At 53.2% G+C, this 24199-nt stretch carries 22 protein-coding genes and 1 pseudogene; 6 read left to right on the top strand and 17 right to left on the bottom strand.

Annotated elements, in window-relative coordinates; translation table 11 throughout:
• Positions 1–46: 46 nt before the first annotated feature.
• The 6 genes from metG to CBW46_RS06735 form a co-directional block, all read right to left on the bottom strand.
• Positions 47–2041 (bottom strand): methionine--tRNA ligase, encoded by a 1995-nt coding sequence (metG, locus tag CBW46_RS06715; protein WP_089199221.1) that lies wholly within the window; start codon positions 2039–2041, stop codon positions 47–49.
• 201 nt (positions 2042–2242) lie between these two features.
• On the bottom strand, positions 2243–2371 hold the full coding sequence (locus CBW46_RS22030) for a hypothetical protein (protein WP_279386454.1): 129 nt from the start codon (positions 2369–2371) through the stop codon (positions 2243–2245).
• A gap of 134 nt (positions 2372–2505) precedes the next feature.
• Complete coding sequence (gene yidD / locus CBW46_RS06720; protein WP_089199222.1) at positions 2506–2760, bottom strand: membrane protein insertion efficiency factor YidD; 255 nt, start codon at positions 2758–2760, stop codon at positions 2506–2508.
• A 36-nt stretch (positions 2761–2796) separates the two neighbouring features.
• Complete coding sequence (murA, locus tag CBW46_RS06725; protein WP_089199365.1) at positions 2797–4092, bottom strand: UDP-N-acetylglucosamine 1-carboxyvinyltransferase; 1296 nt, start codon at positions 4090–4092, stop codon at positions 2797–2799.
• Positions 4093–4537: 445 nt separating this feature from the next.
• On the bottom strand, positions 4538–5416 hold the full coding sequence (locus CBW46_RS06730; protein WP_089199223.1) for an aldo/keto reductase: 879 nt from the start codon (positions 5414–5416) through the stop codon (positions 4538–4540).
• Between the two features lie 22 nt (positions 5417–5438).
• Positions 5439–6407 carry an aldo/keto reductase gene (locus CBW46_RS06735; protein ID WP_089199224.1) on the bottom strand — a complete coding sequence of 323 codons (969 nt, stop codon included), beginning with the start codon at positions 6405–6407 and terminating at the stop codon, positions 5439–5441.
• 213 nt (positions 6408–6620) lie between these two features.
• Between CBW46_RS06735 and CBW46_RS06740 the strand changes: the two genes are divergently transcribed.
• On the top strand, positions 6621–7562 hold the full coding sequence (locus CBW46_RS06740) for an aldo/keto reductase family protein (protein ID WP_089199225.1): 942 nt from the start codon (positions 6621–6623) through the stop codon (positions 7560–7562).
• A gap of 64 nt (positions 7563–7626) precedes the next feature.
• Here the strand turns inward: CBW46_RS06740 and CBW46_RS20975 are convergent, their stop codons facing one another.
• From CBW46_RS20975 to ku, 10 genes and pseudogenes are all read right to left on the bottom strand, one after another.
• Positions 7627–8577 (bottom strand): hypothetical protein, encoded by a 951-nt coding sequence (locus CBW46_RS20975; RefSeq protein WP_133253932.1) that lies wholly within the window; start codon positions 8575–8577, stop codon positions 7627–7629.
• Positions 8552–8764, bottom strand: a complete 213-nt coding sequence (locus CBW46_RS06755) for a hypothetical protein (RefSeq protein WP_089199228.1) — start codon at positions 8762–8764, stop codon at positions 8552–8554. The genes CBW46_RS20975 and CBW46_RS06755 overlap by 26 nt, the downstream gene beginning before the upstream one ends.
• Complete coding sequence (locus CBW46_RS06760) at positions 8761–9240, bottom strand: RNA polymerase sigma factor (RefSeq protein ID WP_089199229.1); 480 nt, start codon at positions 9238–9240, stop codon at positions 8761–8763. Before CBW46_RS06760 ends, CBW46_RS06755 begins: the two co-directional genes overlap by 4 nt.
• Positions 9241–9567: 327 nt before the next feature.
• A pseudogene (locus tag CBW46_RS06765) lies at positions 9568–10195 on the bottom strand (3-oxoacyl-[acyl-carrier-protein] synthase III C-terminal domain-containing protein).
• A gap of 149 nt (positions 10196–10344) precedes the next feature.
• Positions 10345–11301 carry a peptide-methionine (S)-S-oxide reductase MsrA gene (msrA, locus tag CBW46_RS06770; RefSeq protein WP_089199230.1) on the bottom strand — a complete coding sequence of 319 codons (957 nt, stop codon included), beginning with the start codon at positions 11299–11301 and terminating at the stop codon, positions 10345–10347.
• Positions 11302–11543: 242 nt separating this feature from the next.
• Positions 11544–12362 (bottom strand): type II pantothenate kinase, encoded by an 819-nt coding sequence (coaW, locus tag CBW46_RS06775; RefSeq protein ID WP_089199231.1) that lies wholly within the window; start codon positions 12360–12362, stop codon positions 11544–11546.
• Between the two features lie 214 nt (positions 12363–12576).
• A complete protein-coding gene (locus CBW46_RS06780) occupies positions 12577–12837 on the bottom strand; it encodes a YqkE family protein (protein ID WP_089199366.1) in 261 nt (86 codons plus the stop codon).
• A 90-nt stretch (positions 12838–12927) separates the two neighbouring features.
• Positions 12928–13725, bottom strand: coding sequence for an NAD-dependent epimerase/dehydratase family protein (locus CBW46_RS06785; RefSeq protein WP_089199232.1), 798 nt, complete (start codon positions 13723–13725; stop codon positions 12928–12930).
• Positions 13667–14641: a CHAD domain-containing protein gene (locus CBW46_RS06790; protein ID WP_089199233.1), complete on the bottom strand. Its 975-nt coding sequence runs from the start codon at positions 14639–14641 to the stop codon at positions 13667–13669. The genes CBW46_RS06785 and CBW46_RS06790 overlap by 59 nt, the downstream gene beginning before the upstream one ends.
• Before the next feature lie 206 nt (positions 14642–14847).
• The gene (gene ku / locus CBW46_RS06795) at positions 14848–15744 is read right to left on the bottom strand and encodes a non-homologous end joining protein Ku (protein WP_089199234.1); all 897 of its coding nucleotides are present in this window, start codon (positions 15742–15744) and stop codon (positions 14848–14850) included.
• 372 nt (positions 15745–16116) lie between these two features.
• Between ku and CBW46_RS06800 the strand changes: the two genes are divergently transcribed.
• Positions 16117–18747 carry a metallophosphoesterase gene (locus tag CBW46_RS06800; protein WP_089199235.1) on the top strand — a complete coding sequence of 877 codons (2631 nt, stop codon included), beginning with the start codon at positions 16117–16119 and terminating at the stop codon, positions 18745–18747.
• A 156-nt stretch (positions 18748–18903) separates the two neighbouring features.
• Here the strand turns inward: CBW46_RS06800 and CBW46_RS06805 are convergent, their stop codons facing one another.
• Complete coding sequence (locus CBW46_RS06805) at positions 18904–19932, bottom strand: phosphatidylinositol-specific phospholipase C/glycerophosphodiester phosphodiesterase family protein (RefSeq protein WP_089199236.1); 1029 nt, start codon at positions 19930–19932, stop codon at positions 18904–18906.
• Between the two features lie 222 nt (positions 19933–20154).
• Here CBW46_RS06805 and CBW46_RS06810 point away from each other — a divergent pair, with 222 nt between their 5' ends.
• From CBW46_RS06810 to CBW46_RS06825, 4 genes are all read left to right on the top strand, one after another.
• Entirely contained in the window at positions 20155–21246 is a 1092-nt protein-coding gene (locus tag CBW46_RS06810; protein WP_243633190.1) for a metallophosphoesterase family protein, read from the top strand.
• Between the two features lie 31 nt (positions 21247–21277).
• Positions 21278–21841, top strand: a complete 564-nt coding sequence (locus tag CBW46_RS06815; RefSeq protein ID WP_243633191.1) for a hypothetical protein — start codon at positions 21278–21280, stop codon at positions 21839–21841.
• A gap of 219 nt (positions 21842–22060) precedes the next feature.
• Positions 22061–22480 (top strand): hypothetical protein, encoded by a 420-nt coding sequence (locus CBW46_RS06820; RefSeq protein ID WP_089199238.1) that lies wholly within the window; start codon positions 22061–22063, stop codon positions 22478–22480.
• Positions 22481–22502: 22 nt separating this feature from the next.
• Complete coding sequence (locus CBW46_RS06825) at positions 22503–23990, top strand: hypothetical protein (RefSeq protein WP_133253934.1); 1488 nt, start codon at positions 22503–22505, stop codon at positions 23988–23990.
• Positions 23991–24199: the final 209 nt, after the last annotated feature.

Raw genomic sequence — 24199 nt, forward strand, 5'->3', positions numbered from 1 at the left:
AATGGGATCATTGCATGCAGTTCATGTTAACGTGAACAATGCATCCTTATTTTACCACGGATCCGTTTGGAAGCGCATCAGAAATCGTAGCCAAGGTCAATTGATCCCCATGGGACGCTGCCAAAATCATGCCCTGAGACAGCTCTCCCCGCAGCTTTACCGGCTTCAGGTTTGTCACACAGATAACCTTACGGCCAAGCAGCTGCTCAGGCGTGTAGAATTTGGCAATGCCGGACACAACCTGACGCTGCTCCGTACCGAGGTCGAGCTGCAGCTTAAGCAGCTTGTCGGCGCCTTTCACCGGTTCAGCCGCCAGCACTTCCGCTACGCGCAGCTCAACCTTGAAGAAGTCGTCGATAGAGATTTCGTGCACGCCTTCCACTGCCTCTGCCGGCTTGGTCGGAGCGGCTTTCTTCCCTTCGCCGGCTGCCTCATTTTGCGGCGCGGCTGGGGCAGTACCCTCCATCGCAGCTACGATTGCAGCAACTTCCTTCTCTAAGTCGAGACGAGGGAACATCACTTCGCCCTTCTCAACCCGCGTTCCGCTCGGCAGCAAGCCAAACCGGTGGATCGTTTCCCATGCCGTGAGAGCAGGGTCTGCGGTGCCAAGCTGCGCCCACATTTTTTGTGGTGTCTGTGTCAAGAACGGCTGCAGCATCACCGAAGTAATCCGCAAAGATTCGGCCAAACAGTATAGCACCGAGCCGAGCACCGGACGTTTCGCTTCATCCTTGACCAGCGACCATGGCTGGGTTTCGTCTATATATTTGTTCGTCCGGCTTACCATCTGCCAAATCGAGCTTAACGCAACGGAGAACTCCATTCTCTCCATAGCCTCCTCAACTTTAGCCGTCGTCGACCGGATCGTCTCCAACAGCGCGCCGTCGAATTCTGTGGCTCCCTCGATATACGCAGGAATGACGCCGTTAAAATATTTGTCAATCATCACAACGGTCCGGCTCAACAGGTTGCCAAGATCGTTGGCCAAGTCGAAATTAATACGCTCAACAAAGCTCTCCGGTGTGAACGCTCCATCAGAACCGAACGGTACCTCACGGAGCAGGTAGTAACGCAGCGCATCCAGTCCGTAGCGATCGATCAGCTTAACCGGGTCGACTACATTGCCCTTGGATTTCGACATTTTACCGTCCTTGGTTAACAGCCAGCCGTGGCCGAATACCTTCTTCGGCAGAGGCAGCCCTAGCGCCATCAGCATGATAGGCCAGTAAATAGTATGGAACCGCACGATCTCTTTGCCCACCAAGTGCACATCCGCAGGCCAATAGGTATGGTATTTGCTGTCATCTCCACTGCCGTAGCCGAGCGCGGTGATGTAGTTGGTCAATGCATCAATCCAAACATAGATAACGTGCTTCGGATCATTCGGCACCTTGATGCCCCAGTCAAACGTCGTGCGGGACACAGCCAGATCCTCGAGCCCCGGCTTGATAAAGTTATTGATCATCTCGTTTTTCCGGGATTCCGGTTGAATGAAATCCGGGTTTTCATCGTAATATTGCAGCAGCCGGTCTGCGTATTTGCTCATGCGGAAGAAGTAGCTTTCTTCTTTGATCAGCTCGACGGGACGTCCGCAGTCCGGGCAATTGCCGTCAACCAGCTTGTTTTCCAGGAAAAATGATTCGCAGGGGGTACAGTACCACCCTTCGTAGGTACCCAAATAAATATCATCCTGCTCCATTAGCCGGGCGAAAATTTTCTGTACGGATTCCTTGTGCCGCGGCTCAGTGGTGCGGACAAAATCGTCATAGGAGATATCTAGTTTCTTCCACAGATCTTGAATACCGGCGACAATGTCATCGACGAACTGCTGCGGTGTGACGCCTTTTTCCTCAGCTTTGCGTTCGATTTTCTGTCCGTGCTCATCAGTGCCCGTCAAGTACATTACGTTAAAGCCGCGAAGCCTTTTGTAGCGGGCCATGGCATCACCCGCCACAGTCGTATACGCGTGTCCGATGTGCAGCTTGTCGCTCGGATAATAAATCGGCGTTGTGATGTAAAACGATTTTTGTTGTTCTGGCATGTAAAACGCTCCTCCTTAACATAATGCGAAAAATGGATCGGTCAAAAAGAAAACAAAAAAAGCCCTGTCCATCTTGGGACGAGAGCTTGTGCCCACGCGGTACCACCCAACTTCCCCTGTTCCTCACAAAACGGAAGACAGGGCTCAGCAGTCATATAGCGACTTTCCGTTAACGCCGGAACCACGACGACGGCTTACTGATTAAAACGGCATCGATGTATGCCGCTCGTACTGCTTACCGTCGTAACCTCCGGGACCATCTTCCTCCGCTATCAGCCTGCCGGTTCTCAGCATGCCGGCTCTCTGTGTGACTCCCTGCGAAGTACTCATCCGTTCATCGGTTATCCCATATTCAGGGTTAAGCCAAATATAGCGGACATTGCCGCTCTATGTCAAGTCAGCCCGGCTGTCGATGTCTGACAGCTCGGCAACCTCCGTACCGGCTGGGCACACGACACAATGTGCTACTCCTGCTCGGATTTGTCGGCATTCCCAGGCGGGTCACCCGCAGGCGGAACATGATCGATGCCTCCCGGATGAAAAGGATGACATTTACATATACGTTTTACAGTCAGCCACGTGCCCTTCACCGAACCATGGATGTCCAAAGCATCCAGCGCATACTGCGAGCAGGTGGGATAAAAGCGGCAGGTGGGCGGCTTCAGCGGCGAAATAAATTTGCGGTAGAACTTTACCATAGCTTGCAGCGTCCGCTTCATTAGAGCCTCCGGCACGGGGTTAACCGGGCAAGCCGCTCACAGCGGCTGGCTCCGGCTGCCGTCGTACGCATTGTCCGCTTCGCTATGCAACGACACTTTCGCTCCGAGTGAGCGGAACAGTTGTATCGCGTTGTCATAGCCTCGTTCGATATGTTCAACACCGGATATGCGGGTAATGCCTTCCGTAGCCAACCCGGCCAGCAGCAGACACGTGCCTGCTCTTACGTCGGTCGCATGCACCCAGCTGCCTCTGAGTGGAGCGCCGCCCTTGATAAACGCACTCTCTTTCCGAAGCTCCACATTGGCACCTAATCGCTTCAACTGTTGCAAGTGGTTGAATCGCTGCGGATACACCCGCTCCGTTACGATGCTCTTGCCCTGTGCCTGCGTGAGCAGCGCGGTTAAAGGCTGCTGCAGATCCGTCGCGAAGCCCGGATACATGCCCGTTCTGACACGTGTTGCCCGCAGCCGCCCTGTCGAATGTGCAGTCACGCTCTGGTCGGTTACCTCGATCTCCAGACCGATCTCCTGCAATTTGGCGGTGCACGAGCTCATATGCTCGGGGATGACGTTGTTCACTGTGATGCTCCCCCCGTTAATACCTGCCGCCATGAGGAGCGAGCCGGCGATGAGCCGGTCGGGTATGACCGTGTAGCAGCCACCGCCCAAGAAAGGCACGCCCTCGACACGTATTTGTTCCGTCCCCGCCCCCGATATCTTGGCACCTAGCTGGTTGAGGAAGTTGGCTGTATCCACGACTTCCGGGTCTAACGCGGCATTGAACAAACGAGTTTTGCCCTGCGCCCGCACCGCCGCCAACATCGCGTTGATTGTTGCGCCCGACGTAATGGTGTCGAAATAAATGTCTGCGCCGCGCAGCGCTCTCGCTTCCACCACATAATAATCCTTGTGAAAGGTAACTTCCGCGCCCAGCAGACGAAACGCTTTAATGTGCTGATCGATCGGCCGTGACACAAAATCATCTCCGCCGGGAAAACCTACGGTGACCTTGCCGAACTTCGCCAGCAGCGCTCCGACGAAATAGTAGGACGCCCTGTAAGAGGAAGCTTTGCCAGGATCGATAATCGTGCTGTGCAGGAAGCGGGGATCCAATACCACGTCTCCCGACGGCAAGCGGTCCAGATGCAAGCCGATATCTTTGCCTATTTGCCGAATGACACGAAAGTCATAGATGTCCGGAATGCCTTCCAGCGTTACCACAGCATCAGCCAAACAACAAGCGGCCAGCAGGGCAAGTGAGCTGTTTTTAGAGCCTTGTATCGAAACAGTCCCGTGCAGCGGGCCTGATTTTTGAACTTGTATGTATTTCAATGACAACGACCTACCTTCTCTTCAAAATAGTCGTATCGCACGACCGCCAAATCAGAGTGCATTGTTACTGATGTTCAGCATTGGTCAGTCTACCTCATTTTATAACAGGTGATTAACGATTTACAGTGTTGCATATAACAATTTACGATCACCCTGTTGGATTTAAGACAGTAGACCCAGTCATAGTGTGACAAAAAGCAACTTAAGAACTAGATGTGGCATAATAAGTATCAAACCTTAGACCTACATATGGCTAGCGTGTCGGTAAATCTACTTTGAATTGCAGTGAGTACACGTTAAAAAATGGCGCGGCGGCTGTGTTGCGGGGATTTGGTTTGTGGAAGTATAGGAGATCATAAGGAAAGAATGAAAAATAATGTGCACAGTATGGCAAAAAAAGCGGCTACCACAATCGGGTATCCGCTTATCCTGATCCATTTTCTCATCAGGCTATAGATGTCGGTGCTCCAAAAGGAGACTCGTATCCAATAATTCCGCTCAAAATGCGATGGGCATCATCGTCGCTCATCGAGCCGAACCGCTGCGCCGCATCCACGATTTTGGGGAATAAGTGTACGTCGCCGGCGGTAGCGAATCCTGACACACCCGGGAAAGACATGACGAAATGGACGCATGCGTCGATGATTGCCTGATTATCAAAGGGCTCATACCAGGTGGAGTATGGGCGCTGTGCATCCGCCGGCCACGGTCCTTTGGCGATCGCCTTGATCACTCGCAGGGCGACGTCGCGCTTTCCGGTCTCCTCAAGAAGCCGGTCAAACGGATCACGGTACTCCGGCAGCGAGTACAGCCGGTAGTTGAGCGGGAGCAGCACGGTGTCGAAATCAAAGCGGCCAAGCGCTTCCAAATGTGTCGATGGTGCTTGGTGGCCGTGGCCGGTAATACCTATGTGTTTCACGATCCCTTCTTCTTTCGCCTCTAATGCCGCTTCCAGCGATCCTCCCTTGGCCGTGCATTTATCCAATTCCTCGATCGTACCGACGGCATGCAGCTGCAGGAGGTCGATGCCGTCGACCTGAAGTCGCTCCAGCGAGCGGTAAATCTCTGCCTTGGCTTTGTCTTTGGTGCGCTCGCCCGTTTTGGTCGCGAGAAAGATGTCATCCCGCATGCGCGGCATCCAAGGCCCCATTCTCAGTTCCGCATCGCCGTAGCTAGCCGCAGTGTCGAAATGATTGACTCCATGCTTGAGAGCATGTGCTATGGAAGCATCGGCCTCCTCTTGAGTCACCTGTCCAAGACTGGCCGCGCCAAACATCACAACCGAGCTGTTGTAGCCGATACGTCCCATCCTTCGTTTTTCCATTGTACTTCTCCTCCCGGAACACTTATTTTTCCTCACTCCGGTCCGTCGCGGGCGGCGGGGCGATCGTTAAGGCGTCGATCTCCTTGCGCCAGTCCGGTGACATCTCAATCTCCAGTGCCGCCAGAGAGGGCTCCAATTGTTCTATGCTGCGAGCTCCGATAATCGGAGCGGTAACGCCCGGATGAGACATTACCCAGGCAACCGCCAGAGTTGCCGGGTGCAGCTCCCGCAGCGCCGCATACTCCGCGAAACGTTCCGCTACCTCATAGTACATGTGCTCTGCGTATCGCTTACCGTACAGTTCCTGATCCACCAGACGACCTTGGGCAGGCCTCTTCTGTTTGCCATACTTACCGGTCAAAAGACCCCCGCCGAGCGGGCTGTACGCAATAACTCCGACCTGTTCCGATTGCGCAAGCGGCAGAATTTCTACTTCCGCCTGTCGTTTGACGAGATTGTACATCGGCTGAATGCATTCAAAGCGGGCCAGCCCGGCTTTGTCCGATACGCCGAGCGCTTTAGCGATTTGCCACGCTGCCCAGTTACTGACTGCAGGATACAGGATTTTGCCCTGGCGCTGCAGGTCGTCCAATGCCCGCAGCGTTTCTTCTATCGCCGTGTCGGCATCAAAATGGTGGATGAAGTACAAATCCAGCCTGTCCGTCCCAAGCCGCTTCAGGCTTCGTTCGACAGAGAGCATAATATGCCTGCGTGATGCCCCGCGGGCATTGACATCCTTACCCATCGGCATGCACACTTTCGACGTGAGAACGATTTCATCCCGGCAATCAGCTATACACCGCCCGAGGAGCTCCTCCGCACGACCTTTGCTGTAAACATCAGCACAGTCAAAAAAGTTAATACCCGCCTCTCTGCATCGTCGGAACATGGCGATTGACTCCGCTTCGTCTGCATTGCCCCCGAATGACATCGTGCCAAAGCATAAGCTGGATACCTGTATGCCTGTTTTCCCCAACGTACGATACCGCATCAGCATTTCCCTCCTTTGGGTCTCACACCGTCTCCATTCTATAGAAAAATGATGGAAAATATAAGGAGTGACGATCAGTTAATTAAGTTACCCCGGCGTAAGGATAGAACCGGTGAGATAGTAAGGCAAGTAATTTTCAGTACTTAACAAATACCTGCCGGTTCTCTATAATGGCACTACGTCACATCTATCAAGTATATTGGAGGGTATCCTGTGAAGTATCGCAAACTTGGCAACAGCGGGCTACGAGTAAGTGAGATTAGCTTAGGCAGCTGGATGACTTACGGCGGATACGTTGACAACGACAGGTCGGTAAAATCAATCGAGCAAGCTTATGATCTAGGCGTGAACTTTTTCGATACCGCCAATGTGTACGAGCGGGGCGAAGCCGAGAAAGTGATGGGCAAGGTACTTCAAGCTTATCCGAGAGAATCATATGTGCTGGCGACCAAAGTGTTCGGGGCAATGGGCGAAGGACCGAACGACCGCGGGCTCTCGCGCAAGCACGTGATAGAGCAGTGTAACGCCAGCTTGCAGCGTCTCGGAGTCGACTATGTAGATCTTTACTATTGCCACCGTTTCGATCCTGAAACGCCTTTGGAAGAAACACTGCGCGCGCTGGATGATCTCGTCACGCAGGGCAAAGTATTGTATGTCGGCGTGAGCGAATGGACGGCGGCTCAGATGGTGGAAGCGCTCGCGATAGCCGATAAATACTTGTTGGACCGCATCATCGTGAATCAGCCGGTATACAACATGTTTAACCGTTACATAGAAAAAGAAATCATTCCGACAGGAGAAGCCAAGGGGATCAGCCAAGTCGTGTTCTCGCCGCTTGCGCAGGGTATCCTCACCGGAAAATACCGCAAAGGAGCCGGAGTGCCGGCAGAAAGCCGCGCTGCGAGCAAAAATTGGGGCGAAGACAAATTAACGGCAGACCAATTGGACAAAGTCGAGAAATTAGCCGGTATTGCCGATGAGCTGGGCATGAAAGTGTCGCAGCTGGCATTAGCTTGGACCCTCAGACAGCCTAACGTCTCGAGCGCGCTTGTGGGTGCGAGCCGGCCGGAACAAGTGATCGAGAACTGTGCCGCATCCGGCATCGAGCTGTCGGCCGACGTGCTGCAATCGATCGAAGACATCTTGCAGCAATGAGCTCCCGCAGATTAGGAAAAAAGGCAGCTAACGTGCACGTTGAACGACCCAGTTCAGTTGCACATTAGCTGCCTCTTTTTTTGATTGTCTTCTTTTTGCCGGCGGTCGTCCGGGCAGCCGCTGGGAGCGCCCGAAGACTCGCCGTTTGTGCCTTCGGCCCGCCGATCAACCCGATCAATTTGAACATCGGTCCCATCTGCTGACACAGCTTATAGAATTTCTGCACCTTCGTCATCCACGCCATAATCCCGTCGAGACCACCGATGCCGTTGAAAAATGACCACCCGGTGGAAATCGCGTTCCACGCGCTCAGATTCGCCTGTTCGCGATCATATGCCGGTTCCGGCGGCACGTTGAACAGCCCGTCAAATTCAGGGGATGCCCCGTACCGCGGTTTGGGACGTTTCACGGCGGGACGTTGGTTGATGCGCGCGGGCTTCGCCTTTATTCGGTATTTGGATGAACGCTTGGAAGCTTGACTCTGCCGTGCCCTACTTCCTTTTTCCATACAGATCCCAGTCCTTTGCCAGTAATCTTGTTCAAGCGGTATCGCCTGCAATAACCTACTTGTCTCTGATACTGTATGTGACGGGAGGAAGAAAGGGTTGTGCCTTGGACCATTAACAAGCAAAATGTGCTTCCGCTGGCAAGCTCGCTTCAGCCTAGCTGCGGAGGCGTTACCCAACCTGCAAAAATCGCGTAATAAAAAAGGAATGTCGTGATTATGCCTAACACAAAAAGCAAAAGGCTGAGCTTGTGCTTCTTCTGAAACAAGGTGAGCATTGCCCCGCTGTAGAAAGACCCCATAATCAGGATGAACAAAATGAAAAGTATAATCATTGCAGCTGTTGTCTCCTTTTGTCAACATCGTGTGGATATCATTTACTGTAGCACCTTTCTGTTGGAAAATCGAGCATGTCTCTTGAGCGGGGCGCGTCATCACAATCAAAACCGGAGCTCGTTCGAGCCGTTGCACCATCTTGAGCAATTCACCGCCGGTCAGTTCGATTTCCACTGCCCGGCGTGCCCCACTTGGCCGTTCGAATCCAAGCTGCTGTGCGCAACTCCCTCTGCAGTTTCGTGTGCAAGGCCATCCAAGAAGGGCGTGGCTCTGGGATGACGAAGGGCATCATTCGGTCACTATCTTCGGCCGCTTCATCGAACAACCGTTCAAAGTCGGCATCGAAATCGGAATTGCTCATGTGTCATCCACCCTCCATTCCTGCTGCACTTTTCGCTTAATTGCTTCTCTCGACCGGAATAATGATTGGCGTATTTTCTCCTCCGACACACCCAGTCTTTCTGCCATTTCCTTATAGGATAATTGTTCGATCCAACGCATTTGGATAACCTGCCTGTGAATCGGTTTCAATTGATGAATATAATGAATGATAGCTTCCTTCAACAGTTTCGCTTCAATTTGAGATTCTGTGGAATTTATGTGGCCAGTCATTAAAGGAATGGCGTTTTCCATGTAGACGTCCTCGGAAAGGAGTTCGTCACGCTTTTTTTTATTTTTCCGTAAATAGCTGATCGTTGTATTCCGGGCGATGGCACGCAGCCACGGTTTCAGCCGGGCCCGGTTCACATCGTGCGGGCATTTGCGGATGATCCCTATAAATGAGTCCTGAATGATATCCTCCGCCGCGGTATGTTCTTTCACTACATACATAATCATAGGATGACCAACCGGTAAAACTCAGCATATACCTGTTCCTGCAGCACGGGATCAACGGACCTGATATCTCCCGTGAGCAGCAGTAAAATCGAATTAGACATGATGCCTCCAAGTGCAATTTTTGGAATTGTTTATGATATTTTCTATTTTATGTACGAATTCCATGTTATAAAAGAATTGGTCAATAAACAAGCGCATCGTCGGCTGCCTGGACATCAATGCAGTTTACGATGCGCTTGTTTGCGTTGCTGTTCTATCAGAAATACATAAACATGAGTTAGACATGTCATCAACTCATTTGTTGAAAGCGAGAGGGGCCCGCTTTACTCAGTCAATTTCGTAGGAAATGCGAGGTGGATTCACCGGCGCAGGCAGTTTCAGCTCCAACAGTAAGCCGGCCTGAACCAAGCCTCCGCCAAACCCGTACAGCAGCACGCGGTCCCTGCTCTTGACTCTGCCGGCACGAAGCCCGAGATCCAGCGCGAGCGGCGTGGTTGCCGCCGACGTATTGCCGAAACGAACCAGACTGTATAAAGTCCTTTCCATGGAAAATCCGCTTTTCTCGCAGAGCGGCTCGATGATCCGCAAATTCGCACTGTGCGGAATAAACCAATCCACCTCGCCTGCGGTGAGTCCGCCTTTTTCTAATAATGAGCGAATGCCGTCAGGGACTGTACGCACCGCCCATCGAAACACTTCCTTGCCATTTTGCACCAGATATCGGCTGGAGCCGAGCTCGACTCCGTTGAGTTGGGTGGACCAAATCGGCCACCGCAGCCACGCATAAATCGCTGGTATATTCATCCGGCCGGCGAATTCGGCGTTCACGGATGCCGGTGCGCTGCACGATCCATTCGTCACTTGTGTCGACGAGCCCTTCCAAATCATAATTGGTCAATTTTCTTTCTGGGACGTAGGTGCCAAGGGCGGTAATGCTCGCTTTCTGCAGGAACAAGTCCGTCCACTCCTCAATTCGAATTATTACCTAGTATTAGTATCTAGTGCTAATTATGAGTATAATTTTCTCCCACATCGTTGTCAATAATGCCCCGAATGAAAAAAAGCACCCTACGACGATGAAGGGCGCTGACTGAATATGACTATTTATTTGAACAACGCTAAGTATTCGGCATAGCCTTCCTTTTCCAGCTGATCCTTCGGTATAAATCTCAGCGCCGCGGAATTGATGCAATAGCGCAATCGGGTAGGTCCCGGGCCGTCGTTAAAAACATGCCCCAAGTGTGAATCGGCTTCTTGGCTGCGAACCTCGGTACGCACCATTCCGTGGGTCAAATCGATTTCTTCTTGCACCGCTGACTCTTTTACCGGCTTGGTAAAGCTCGGCCATCCGCAGCTCGAATCGAATTTGTCTTTCGAAGAAAACAGCGGCTGTCCGGACACTATGTCGACATAAATGCCCTCTTCCTTGTGATTCCAAAACTCGTTGTGGAAGGGCGGCTCTGTACCGTTATTTTGAGTGACCTCGAATTGCATAGGAGTCAATTTGCTGAGCTCTGCTTCGTCTTTCTTCGGAGCCCAATGTCGTTTGAGGAAATCATCCCTGCCCGAGCCTTTCCGGTACATTTTGTAACGTAAAGGGTTTTTCTTATAGTAGTCCTGATGATACTCCTCGGCTGGGTAAAATGTGCCTGCCGGTACGATCTCGGTGACGATCGGCTTGTCAAATCTTCCGCTTGCCTGGACCGCCTGCTTCGACTCTTCCGCTATCTGCCGCTGCTGTTCATTATGATAAAAGATAGCGGTTCGATACGAATGTCCCTTATCGTGAAACTGCCCCTCTATATCCGTGGGATCAATTTGCTGCCAAAAAATCTCAACCAGCTTGGAATACGACATGATGCTGGGATCGAACACGATTTGCACGGCTTCCGCATGCCCCGTTGTCTCCTCGCACACCTCTTCATACGACGGATTTTCTTTATGTCCGCCGGTATATCCGGAAATCACCTTGATTATGCCTGGCATCTGATCGAACGGTTTCACCATGCACCAAAAGCATCCGCCGGCGAATGTGGCTAATTCGAATTTATTTTGCTCCATACTCTCGCTTCCTCCTCTGCGTCAAGTGCCGCGTGGCATTTATGTTCGCCGCGTCACGCAACTGTTTTTTCATCTATAGGACTACGTCGTCTACTTGTATGATATCAAGATTACGCCAAATCACCAAACGCTCGCTGTAACTGGTAGTTGTGACATGCCCAATATTGATTCGCCCGGCCGTGCCAAAAGCTCTCACGTTGGGCGAGGAGTTCTCACGTTCTCTTATGGTGCGACGGCATGAATTAATTGAATGCCAATAAAGCCCCTATGGCCCCGCTAAATTCGCCGTTGGTCAATATGAGCGGCTGTGCGCCCCTCAGTTTGGTGTAATCGATCACCACTTCTTGGAGCATTGCGTTGTCCACGAAGGAAGAGCCGATATAAATAACATTAGAGACGCTGTACTGGGCGGCGGCGAAAATACTGGCGGTGGTGACCGTTTCGCCGATGAGTCCTATGACCGACGCCACATAGTCGGCCGCGGTTCTCTCTGCCGTCGGGACTTGCACAACCCGGCCAAAGTTGCTGGCCGTCAGATCTCCGGGAATCGGAGGCTCGGAGCCTTCGTAAATATGGCTGACCTTCAGGTCGATGTTGCCGCGGTCGCCTTCAGGGGCCAGACGAACGATGTCCTCGAACCGGCTAATCCCGGCCAATAACGTGGATAGCCCCATCATAGTGCCACCGCCGACACCTGTTCCGCCAACCCTTGTTTGCACCTTACCGCTCACGTAGTGGATCGAAGTCCCCGTTCCCACATTGGTTAAAATAAAAGAATCGACGCTTTGACCAGACTCGGACAATAAATGCAATACTCCGCGGCAGGTCGCGTCAAATTCATTCATAATCAGCACGCTGTGTGGAATCAGCTTTTGGAACATCTCCGCTCTGCCGCCCGTCATGTGTATCTCTGCGTGAGCGCAGTGCAGTTGAATCCATTCTGCGGCGGCATCCATATGTACAGCTGGAAATTTAAGCAGCTCCAGCTTTTCATTATTGTAATAGGCGATTTTGATGAGCGTGCCTCCCACATCCAGGCCTACTCTAGTTGAACAAGTCAGAAATACCCCTCCCTATGGACGAACAAGCACGAATTCAATGGATCATCGCTTAACCGCTGGCCTCCGATGACCATCGCAAGTGCGGAAAACAAATCACCTCGAAGCACAGGGCAAACAACCTGCCGTGCTCCGCAAAAAAATCCGCTTACATACGCGGATTTTACACCAATCTTATTTCATTGTCACCAGCACAGCAGCCCAGCGCACAGCCGAATTATTTATATTTACGCCAATCAACGTTGCTGTTGTTAAGCAGATACTCGAAATCATTGTCCAGCCGTTTTTGCTCGGCTTTGCGCGCCGCTTCAGCATGCGCCCTTTGTGCTTCCCGGCGACCCTGCTCTTCCGTCTTCAATTGTTCCGACTGCTCTTTCAGCTTATTCAGCACGTCAGGGTTCAGCAGATCTTTCAGTGTCGCAGCTTTCTCCTGGGCGGCAGGCTTCGCCGCGTGAGCCCGGCTTTTTTTGTGAGCCATTGCATTCACCTCAGTTTTACCCACCATTATAGCAGGTTAGGAGAGGTCCTTCTACCCATTCGTAGGAAACGAAGCTGTGTGAAAGCCTCTCTACCGGTCGACCGGCTGCTCTTTATCCACCATCGCGCCGCCCTGATAATAAGTCTCATCCTGCGCAATCCGCTCGTTTCGGAGCTTTGCCTGTGCCAGTAAATCTGCTGCGTCATCCACAGGCTGATAACCGATGACTTCTTTTAAATAATGGATGTTGTAGTCATTGTCCCTGTTGTCGGATGTACCATACAAAGTGAGATAATCGATGCGGCTGTCGGTCTCAATGCAGCACACCGCCAGGTGCACCATGTCACGAGGGGATATCCAGATATGCGCCGCACGTTCAGAATGCGGGTGGTGATCGCCCGAGAAATTGCCGATGCGAATGTTGATTGACGACACGCCATACTTATCCGCGTACAGCCTACCCAATAGCTCGATGTAGCATTTACTTAAGCCATAAAAACTATCGGGCCGGCAGGGCTCGTCCGGGTACACTTGATCGCGCACCTCATAAAAGCCCGTGGCATGGTTGGAGCTTGCAAAAATAACCCGTTTCACCCCATTGTGCCGAGCTGCCTCATACAAATTATACGCGCCTGTGACATTGATCGGCAGCACTTTGCCGAGAAAATCCTCATCATCCTTGGCCCAGCCGAAATGCAGCACAGTGTCCACACCTTCGGTAAGCTCTATCAGCCTGCCGGCATTAACGATATCAAGCTCCACTACCCCTAGCTCCGGGTCGGGCTTTATATCTGCAGCTATGATCTCATAGCCATGGCCTCGTAATCCCTCAGTCAGACATTTTCCGATTCTGCCGCTCGCTCCGGTAACCAATAGCCTTCTGCTCATCCGTTTCCCCCCTAATCTGGTAACAGGCCGTGTGCGAATCGATAGCAGGCCGCTCGATCTGCAGCCGCCCTATTTCCTGAGTGAGCTCCTCCTCCAGCTCTCTCACCATTGCGCGGTAAGCCGCCGGATCAGCTTCCAGCTTGCGCGGACCGATGTCGTTCCAACGGGCAATCCACACCCTGCGGTCATTGATCCGTCCGAGCGACTCCTGCAGCTGCTCGTAGTACTGGCGTTTGCGCTGTATATCTACACTGTCGGCCAAATCCACATGTTTTAGAAAATAGCGCAGTTCCTTTACCTGCAGCCGCACCTTGTGCAGAGCCTCCAGCGTCTCGGCGTCAGTCATCCCCCGGCCCTGCTTGCTCTGCTCATAGTGAATACGGTGTTCATCGAATTGCCGCTCGAGTTGAAGCAGATAGTTGTTCATTTGTTCGTGCTGCGGCGAGCCGCCCAATTCATGTTTGACGAAGGCAGCCCATTGCTTTGCAATCCGCTTTTTTGTCAGTTTGGGGAGCTTCGCCTTCGCCCGGCTGCGCGCCTGCTTGCGCTCGTCCTTCTGATGACGGATGAACGCTTTCAGCAGCTTACGACGCTCCTTGTGAACGGCCGCCCTCCGCCTTTGCTTGAACGAGGCAATGAGCACGTCCCGATCCCGGATCCGGCCGAGCAGCTTATGCGCCTTCCGCAGCGAAGAAAGCAGGCTGTCGCGCACTACGCTATCTCCGGTGACTTTCAAAAGGCTCATCAGCTTGCGGATATGCACTCGCGCTTGGTGCACGTCCTCCGGATGTTTGAATGAAACTGCTGCATCGGCATACTTTATTGCATTGCAATATAGCGTTTGCAGCTCCTTTGCCCATCCTTCCGTGAGCTGCATGGACGAACTGGTCGAAGCTTCCACAGTCGGTTGCATCATACTCACACCCTTTACTTTGTAACAACGTGATTTTCCCTGACATCTTAACAGCTTGAGGCGTCATCCCCTGGGCTTCTGTAACCGGTATAAAAATTTGCACACCTGTCGCCCCCGATGTTTTCGGCACGGACTGTATCCCCATGTCCTTCTCCTTCAGGCAGGTGGTCCGTCAAAATAGGGGACATCGGCACAAACGATCGCATTGGTTAGGCTCCTGTTTTTTTGGCGCGCTTGCGGGCGGTGGATTTAGAAGCGGATTTGGCGGAGGATTTGCCTGCGGCCTTCGGTTTCTCTTTGGATTTGGCTTCTCTCCGGGCTGTCCCTTTGTCGGTCGTGCCTTTCATCTGTTTCAAGCTGGCCTGCAGGGCATCCATCAAATCGATAACATGTGTTTTTTCTTCTTCCGGAGCGAAGGTAACGTCTTTGCCCTCGACCTTCTCCTCAATCGCGTCCAGCAAACGTTCGCGGTAAGCATCCTCATACTTGCCAGGATCAAATTCGGTAGTCAGCTGTCCGATCAGCATCTTGGCCATCTCCAACTCTCGGTCGTCCACCTGCTGCTCCTTCGGGAACTTCGGAATTTCTTCTTTGGGCCGTATCTCCTCGTCATAAAACATCGTCGCCATCGTTAACACACCGTCGACCACACGAATCGCCGCCAAGCTGCTCTTCGACCGCAAAGTGATATTGGCGATGCCGATCTTTTTGGTCGTCTCCAATGCTTTCACCAGCAGCTGATAGGCGTGCTGGCCGTTTTCTTCCGGGGCGAGGTAATAGCTTTTTTGAAAATAAATCGGATCGATTTCTTCCAGCTGAACAAAATCAAGAATTCGGATTTCTCTGGATTTCTCGGAAGCAAGCTTCTCCAGCTCTTCTTTGTCAAAGGTGACATAGTGCCCCGGCTCATATTCGTAGCCTTTCACAATGTCACTCCAGTTGACCTCCTGCTCGCACTTCGGGCAGGTGCGCAAATAACGGATCGGTACGTTGTATTTCTTATGAAGCATCCTCATGGGGATATCGTTATCCTGGGTAGCCGTGTACATTTTCACCGGCACGTTGACTAAACCGAAGCTAATAGCGCCTTTCCATATCGTTTGCATGTTAACCCTCCATTTCCGTGGATCCTGATCGACAGGCAAATGCGGAAGCTTATGATTTAATTAACCCTGCTCAGCGTGGACCAATCATACACCCTTATCCTTGGGTCTAGTGCATCAGAGCATTGGTTATTAATGAAAAAGGCAGCGGAACGGTTAATGTCAACGTGACGCGGTAAACCAGCCAACAAATCCAAAGCACCGACGGTCCAAAATGGTGACGAAGACCGCACCTGCGGTCCAGTTGGCCGGCTTGCCCTGCCTTCTGAGCTCTTCTGCTTTTGCTCTGGAATTTCGTCTTTCGTGGCCTAATTGTCTAGTATTGTAACAAAAAGCCGCAGGATCACGTTTAATTTTAAAAGGGGGAACGCTTTCATGAACACCCAGCATATCCGGACCGGACAAAAATTAATGATCACGCTTGCCGTCATTTGTTCCGTTATCACGCTTGTCTGGCTTGTGCGATGGACCGTGTTCGATAAACCCGGGGTACGGCAATTGTCAGCCGAGGACACCTCATTCTCACTGTCGTTGGATGACGGCGACTTCGTGCAAGGATCAAAAACGATACTGGCGACCGCTTCATCCGCCGAGCAGGAGATGGAATTGCTGATCGACGGAATAAAAGCGCCATTAAAGCCGGTGATGGAGCAGCAGGCACTGTTGACGCTCGAAGTCAGTGATCTTGAAAGCGGTAACGGTTATGTCAATGCAGTATGGTTTAACGGCGCGCGTATTCACACTTTTAATGAAAATATGACCACATTCACCAAAGTGCTGATACCCGTTCCGGCAGACTTGCTGAAGCCCGGCGAAAACGAGGTAATAATGCGCTCAGGAAGCACGGTGTCGCCAGAGGACGAAGCCATGGAGCATGATGACTGGCGCTTTCGCTCTCTCAAATTCGAGTTGGGAGACGGAACGGTTCTGGAGGCCCCTGCCTATAACACATCTACCACTTATGTGGTCGGCGACGGGTCACCCTCCTCCAGACTGCCGAACTCCCTCGAGAAAAGGTTCACTTTTACGATAAAGGACGAGAAATTCCGTGCGTACTATCATATCTGGGACACACGGCAGCTTCCGGAAGGCGCACATCAGGTGGAATTAATTGCCGATGAACCAACGGGCAAAAAATCCAAAGCTGTCACCGTGCAGGTGGATAACACCGCTCCCAGCGTTCAGATCGTGTCACCCGCAGAAGGCAACACCTACAAAAACAGTGTAAACATTTCGTTAAAAGTCAATGACGCGGGATCCGGCACTGCCGACACCGTTGTGAAGCTGGACGGCAAAGTCATCGTGCTGCCGGAGGAGGTGTTGACTGAAAAACTGACGGCAGGCGCACATAAACTGGAGGTTATGACCTCGGACAAAGCCGGCAATGAAACAGAGGCTGCCGTGAGCTTTCAAGTAATTGACGAGATGCCCAAACCTCCATTGGCGGTGCATCCGGCAGACCTGAGCGTCGTGGATGCGGACCGTACGGAATTGAGCGTGCAGGTGAGTGACACCGCCGACGATGCGCTCGATGTGTCTTTTTATAAAGCGCGCCGCTTCGATCTCGGGCAAGCAGTCGCACATGCAGCCTTCTCCCATGCCGCTGACAGAGAACCGCCGCTGCAGATGGTGCTTGACGGCGAAAACGCCCTCAGCGCCGCAGAGCGCAGCTTGGTGGCCTCCCGGGATGGGCAGTATTTGGTCAACAACGATAAGGAGAGATTTCCGTACCACCGTTTTTCTATAGAGGTCGGGGACAATCTAACCGGCGACGACGAGGTCGTTTGGAGCGGCCATTCGCTGCCTGAGCGGTTGGTGACCATGTATTTGTGGAACCACGATAAGTCGGTTTGGGAGGACATGGACTCGAACAAAGGAACCGAGGATTTCACGCTGCATGGGAAGCTCTCCCCTCCTTTCATACGTAACGGCCGGGTTGAGGTCCTGATTCAGGATCGAATTCCAACCGCTGAAGATTACGATTTCGCGTTTCTATGGATGTCGGACACTCAATACTACGCGGAAAAGTATCCAAACATCTTCGACCGGATGATCGAATGGGCTGTGGCGAATTGGAAGCAGAGAAAGCTGAGCTATCTGATTCATACCGGGGACATCGTCAACAACTGGAACAGCAAAGAAGAGTGGGAAAGAGCCTCCGGAAGTATGCGTAACTTGGATGATGCCGGCATTCCATATGGCGTGGTGGCCGGTAACCATGATGTCGCTTATGATGCGGGAATTTACGATGATTACTGGAAGTACTTTGGAAGGGACCGCTTCATAGGTCAGCCTACCTTTAGCGGGGATTTAAACAATAACCGGGATCACTATGATTTGGTCTCGGTGAACGGGAACGACTTTGTCATCATTTATCTGGGCTGGCTGATCGATCAAAAAACGTTCGACTGGGCGGATGCGGTACTCAAGAAGCATGCCGACCGCAACGCTATTATCGCCACCCATGAATACCTGAAACCAAATAAAGCTTATTACGGTCAGGGACAGCAGATATGGGATGAGCTCGTCGTGCCGAACTCAAACGTATTTATGGTGCTCGGCGGGCATAATCCCGGTGTTGCCCACAATGTGAAGAAAATCGGAGACCGTCATGTGCTCGAGATGTTAAGCGATTACCAGAATGGTCCTGAAGGCGGCCAGGGCTTCATGCGGCTGCTGCAATTTGACTTGGGCACCAGCCAGTTGTTCGTCAACACCTACTCCCCTTACTTGAATAAACACAATTTCTTCAAGCCGGAGGACGATGAGCTCGTGCTCCCGATTACACTGAAGCCTATTGAAAAGCAAGTGGCCACTGACTATATAGCCGTCTACTCGCGCACGCACGACCTCATCGGCGAGGTGCATGAAATCCCAAGCGGCGGCACTGCCACCGTTGCGTATCACGGCCTCGCTCCCGGACAAACCCATCATTGGTTTGCGGTGGCGCGGGATCAGTATGGCGGACAAAGCAGGTCGGAAGTGTATTCGTTCCATACGAAGTAATACAGCTGAGCATGGCTTTGCCCCGGTCACTCATTTGTGAAGTAACCGGGGCACAGCCGTTTTGCGGGCGACACGCCTGGGTGTTTTGATGCGCCGCCATCGCAGTTGATCACGGAGACGCTCACCGTGGTATGCGGCGTGACACCCAGCCCCCGGTCAGTAGAGTAGTTGTGCGAACAAGCCTTTCAGTCTATCCCATACGGTTGGCGGAGCTCCCGTCGCTATATCCTGCGTCTCCGGTGAGGAGCCGGCGTCAGCTGTGCCAGCGTCCAGCTTCTGTACTTCGTTGCCGCTGCTGTCGTTTGCTGCTTTAGCGGCAGCGGCATACAAAGGTGTCGGGTCGATGCCTAAATCCTGATAGGACAAGAAATCCGTGTAAACCCCGTGGACGCCGTTATCCATCAGTCTTTTCACCTCTGCGGCCTCGTTGATGGAGTGCACATAATTTACAGCACCCACATTGTTCAAATCTTGCAGAAACTGTTTTTGTGCCCGCTCCGGAGGCATTGCTACCACGCGGATTTGGTTGTTCTGAACATATCTCACAATCTCATCCGGCGTCATTTCAGTTAAATACAAGGAGAAGATCACATTTTTGAATGGAATAATACCTTTGACCGTGTCCATCATTTGCGGCGTATATATCTCAGGAATCAGCCGGTCAAGTATGGCAGGGTCGACTTGTTCAACCGTATCCCTAATGATTGTGAATTGCTGTTTGACAAGCTCCGGATCCGTTTCCTTTGTGTCGGTAATAAAATATACGTCCGGGTGTTCATGCAAGATCTGTGCTACATCTTTGAACGATAAAGGAGTATACTTGTCCAATATTTTATAGCTTTTGAATTCCCGCAAAGTGAGTGGTTCATCCAGCTTCTCCTGCGGAATCTCCTGATCCAGCTTTTGGGCCAGGTACCGCATCCAGTCATGGCGTCCGACCAATTGTCCATCTTCTGTCAACGACAAATCGATCTCGAATACACGATGCCCTTTATCATAGTTGCGGGTAAAAGCTTGCCGGCTGTTCGTATAGTCAACGCCATCGATTCCGCCCAAGGCATGGGCGATCAACGGATACCGGGTCCACTCCGGAGAAGCGTCTGCGGCGCTGCCTGTTGTTCCCGCGGACACCAGCATTCCGGCTGCCAACACTAACGAAAAACAAGCTTTCAGTATGCGTTTCATAGTCTCTTCACCTCTCTGAACATTCGATTTGTTTGTCCTTCCTGCTATTCGGTTATTAAGGTTGTAGTCTCTGAATATGTTTCTTGTTACTCTTTACTTACCCCCCCCGACCATGGAATACCACCGCGCTATCTAAATTCGGCAGTGGCGCAGTAGACATCGGGAAAGTTTCATCTCATAGGCCAAAAAAATATTGTTTGGCGTTACGGAGGAGGGATTAAAGTGGCAGTTGCCGCAGCGCGCCGCCGATTTAGCACTGGTGCTGTGGCGGCGGTCATCGCAGCAGCGATCTTCATCGCCGGGTGCGCTCCGCCCGCCGGATCACAGCATACGTCCCGGCAGGACGCTGCATCCTCATCCCCCGGAGGAGCAGACCCGCAGCGTCCGGCCCCCGGGTCGGCGCATTCCGACCAATTACCGGGCTTGGGATCGGGCGCGCCTGCGCAGCCAACGGCGCCTTTGGACAAACCGTTCCGTTTTGCGGTGATGGGTGACAGCCGGGGCTTGTCCAATGGTTTGAATGACAGCACTCTGCGCACGTTGATGCAGATGGCCAAAAAGCAGTCTCCAGCGCCTGAATTTGTGCTGTTCACGGGCGACCAGGTAATGGGCGGATCGGATGTCGCCAGCCAGCTTGCTGCGTGGAGAAATGCGGTAGACGATTACTTTCCTATGACCTCTGTCTTTCCCGCGTTGGGCAATCACGAGCATGATGAGAAAATATTTACCGATGCTTTTCAAACCCTCCCCAATGAACAGCTGGAGGGGTACGGTAGAACCGCCTATTTCTTCGATCACGGCAATGCCCGGTTCATCACTCTCAACTCTAACCGGAAGAACGCAAGCGGCAAATATATAATCAGGAAGGAGCAGCTCGATTGGCTGGAAGGTTTGCTCAAATCACGGGAGAAAACACATTATTTCGTGCAAGTCCACGTGCCTGCGTACCCTGTTGGTGCACATTTGGGCAACTCTTTGGACGGTGATCCGGCCGCCCGCGACGCTCTATGGGAAGTTCTTGACAGGTATAATGTGACGGCGGTGTTTGTCGGTCATGAACACAATTACAACCGTAGACGGATTGACGCTAACTTCGACGGGAGCGGCCACCATTTTAAAAACGTGATTTATCAATTGACGCTGGGCGGGGCCGGTGCCCCACTGTATGCGGGAAGCAAGGAAACCAAGCAGGTCTTGTCCGGTCCCAAAGCCAGTTATCATTATATGATCGTGGATGTGGCGGGCGCTACAGCCAGGTTCAAGACCTACGATCTGCAGCAAAATGAAATCGATTCATTCACAGTACGGCGTTAAATAACGACCGGCTGCAGGAAGGCGGATGAATATGAAGCTGAGTTCCCCTTACCGCGACTTGGCTTTTGCGCAGGGGCTTATCGCTCTCGTGTCGCTGCTGCTTATTCCGTTGTCCAGTGCTCTGGCTCCCGGCGTTCACCGGTTAGAAGGAGTGCTGCACGGTCTCGGGGCTACTCTTACCTTATTGCTGGCCACTTACACATGGCACGCTTATTACGGCTATGCCAAAGGAAATGACGCGGTACGGCCGACACTTGAGCGGCGCCTGTGGATGACTAATGTGCTTATACTCGCAACTCTCATCGCAGGCAATTGGCTCTACATCGGATACCAAGCTCCGGAAGGAGCGGCGGAGTGGTTCAAACTGCACGCCCCAGCCGGGCATTGGGTAATAATGGAATACAAGGAATTCGTCAGTTTGCTCGCTTTCCCGCCGGGGATTGCAGCAAGCGTACTGCTTCGCAGATTTGCAGCGTGCGCAAGTACCTCATGGCACATTCGTTCGGTGATCGGTCTGCTGCTCACAATGATGTGGTTTTGTTTATTTGTCGGTTTCTCCTTTGGTTTGGTTTTAGCCAAATGGAAGCTCGCGTAGCAACCTGAGTGGGTGATGCAACCGCCATGGCCGAGCGACTCCGGGACCCGGACGGAGCTGCCGCCATGGGCGAACGACTCCGGGATCCGGACGGAGCTACCCCACGCCCAAACGAGACTGGGTTCTGCGGATTCTACCAAAAAAGGTTTCCATGCAGACGAGCGGAGGCCTGCCTTCGCGAAGATAAGATATGTTTGATCAGGCAAGGGGGAAAATCATATGCTCGGACACGAATCCGGAGAACGGGAGAACAAAATTACCTCCCCTCCGCGGCGAACCGCGGCTGCCAAACAGCCGAAATCCGGGGAAGTGGTCGCAGCCTTGGCAGCGGTATGGCTGGGAGCGGCGGCGCTGACAGCGGCTCATTGGTGGAGTGCCGCAGACCCGGCCCAAGCCAATCCAACACTGCTCCGCTGGGGATCGTGGCTGCCGGCAGGGCTGCGGATCGGGCCGTACGCAGGCAAAGAAATGGCTGCCCTTGTGGTATGGCTGGGCAGCTGGCTTGTGTTGTTTTTCGCTTTAAAGCGGGTGGAGCTCAATTTAAAGCTCACGATGTATGTTTTCATCGGCGCCATGCTGCTCCTGTGGCTGCTTCTCTGGCCGCCGGTTTATCATCGTATCTTCGGCTGGCCCGCATAACGCGAACTGATTGGGGAGTGGTATGATGACGGCTCGCGAAGGGAGAAGAAAATCACGAGGATGGCGAAGATATACGATCACTTTGTTGTTCGGCGGCTTATTTGCAGCCCTATGTGTGACGCTGCTCGTCTCCAAGCCCCCATTGACCGGCGTAATGGAAAGGGGGCAACACGCTCACACGGCAGTCGCTTGGACATTCGCTTACCTCGGCGCCGCCCAAGTGCCGCATGATACGCAGCATTTGCTGGCGTTAATGGAGCAGCATCCGCATGTTTCCTTTTGGGCGGGCTCTGTCAACCATGCAGCGCAGCAGGATCAAGCAGTGACAGGAGCCGTGCCGGGGCTGCAGCAAAATGAAGTTGGGTTACAGCCAGTGCCGCGTTCATTCTTTCCGGTGTTCGACGGAGGCGGCGCGGGTGCAGCGGATGCGCAGCGGTTTCCGCATATCCCGGACGGACAGCTGCCGGGATATGGCCGAACCGTGTACTTCGTCGACTACGGCGAAGCGCGGTTCTGGTTTCTCAACGCGGCGCGTTTGGCACAGGAGCCATCGGCACAGCTCGATTGGCTGGATCGCACCGCCGCGGACAATCCGCAGCTGCACCGGATCGTGCTGCTCCAGCAGGAGCCGGCGCAGCCGGAGGTTTGGGATCGGCTCGCCGCCAGCGGCGCCGATCTGGTGCTCATCGGCGCGCGTCTGTACGCGCCGGAAAGCGCGGTAACCGTGCGGCCGGAGGCCGGTTACCGCAGCTCCGCCCACCACGGGTGGGCGGAGTGGACCATGAGCGGCAGCCAAGGCGGGCAGCCGCTCATGGTCCACGGCCAGGGCAGCCGCCTGGAGGCGTCGCTGCCCGCAGACAGCGCCGGTCGCGACGCGGACCGGCTGGTGCTTGATGCAGCCGGGCTGCGCCAGACGGCTGCTGTGCAGGAACAGGCGCCGGTTAGCATCGGCGCCATGTGGCGGTACCGCGCGGGCGGACCCGATGTCCGCGCCGAGGTACCGCAAGGGCTGGACCTGACCGGGGAGACGCCTGCCCGGAGTCAGGTCCCCCCCTCGCGCGAGGACTGGCGCAGCCCGGAATATGATGATTCCGGTTGGCACTGGGCGCGCGCGCCATTCGGCCGCTCCGTGGATGGCACACGGAGCCGGAATATCCGCACACCGCTCCCCCCGCAGCAGCAGTCGCCGGTGTATTACTTCCGCAAAACGTTCGTACTCGACCAAGAAGCGACCGGCGCCAAAGAATGGCTGCTGCATACAGCGTTCGAAGACGGCTTTGTCGCCTACCTAAACGGAGTGGAAATCGCACGCGACTCAATTCAAGCAGGTCTGGTTGACCACCGCTCCCTGGCGTCCCCTCACGATGGGGGCATTTTCGAAACAATTTCCATCGCGAACTACCGGAGTTTGCTCGTTCCGGGCGTGAACACGCTAGCAGTGGAGGTTCATACGAGCCACCCGGACTCTCCGGAGATGTGGTTTGACATGAGTTTATCTTATAAAAAATAGGTCAGCCAACCGCCCCATATCAGGCTATCACAAAGGCGGTGCCCAGCTGTCAGTGCATTGCGGTCTCCAACTCACCTTTGTCAGCGAAAGGAGCCGAATTCAAGCATGAGCTTAAACCCAGTAAGGCCACCTCACGGGGATACAAGTAAATTTTGTGCAGTACGACCGCGTTTCTTCATGCATCCACCTTGCGCTCACCCTCAGCTGTC

The sequence above is a fragment of the Paenibacillus xerothermodurans genome (assembly GCF_002220865.2).
GTDB classification, from domain to species: Bacteria; Bacillota; Bacilli; order Paenibacillales; family NBRC-103111; genus Paenibacillus_S; species Paenibacillus_S xerothermodurans.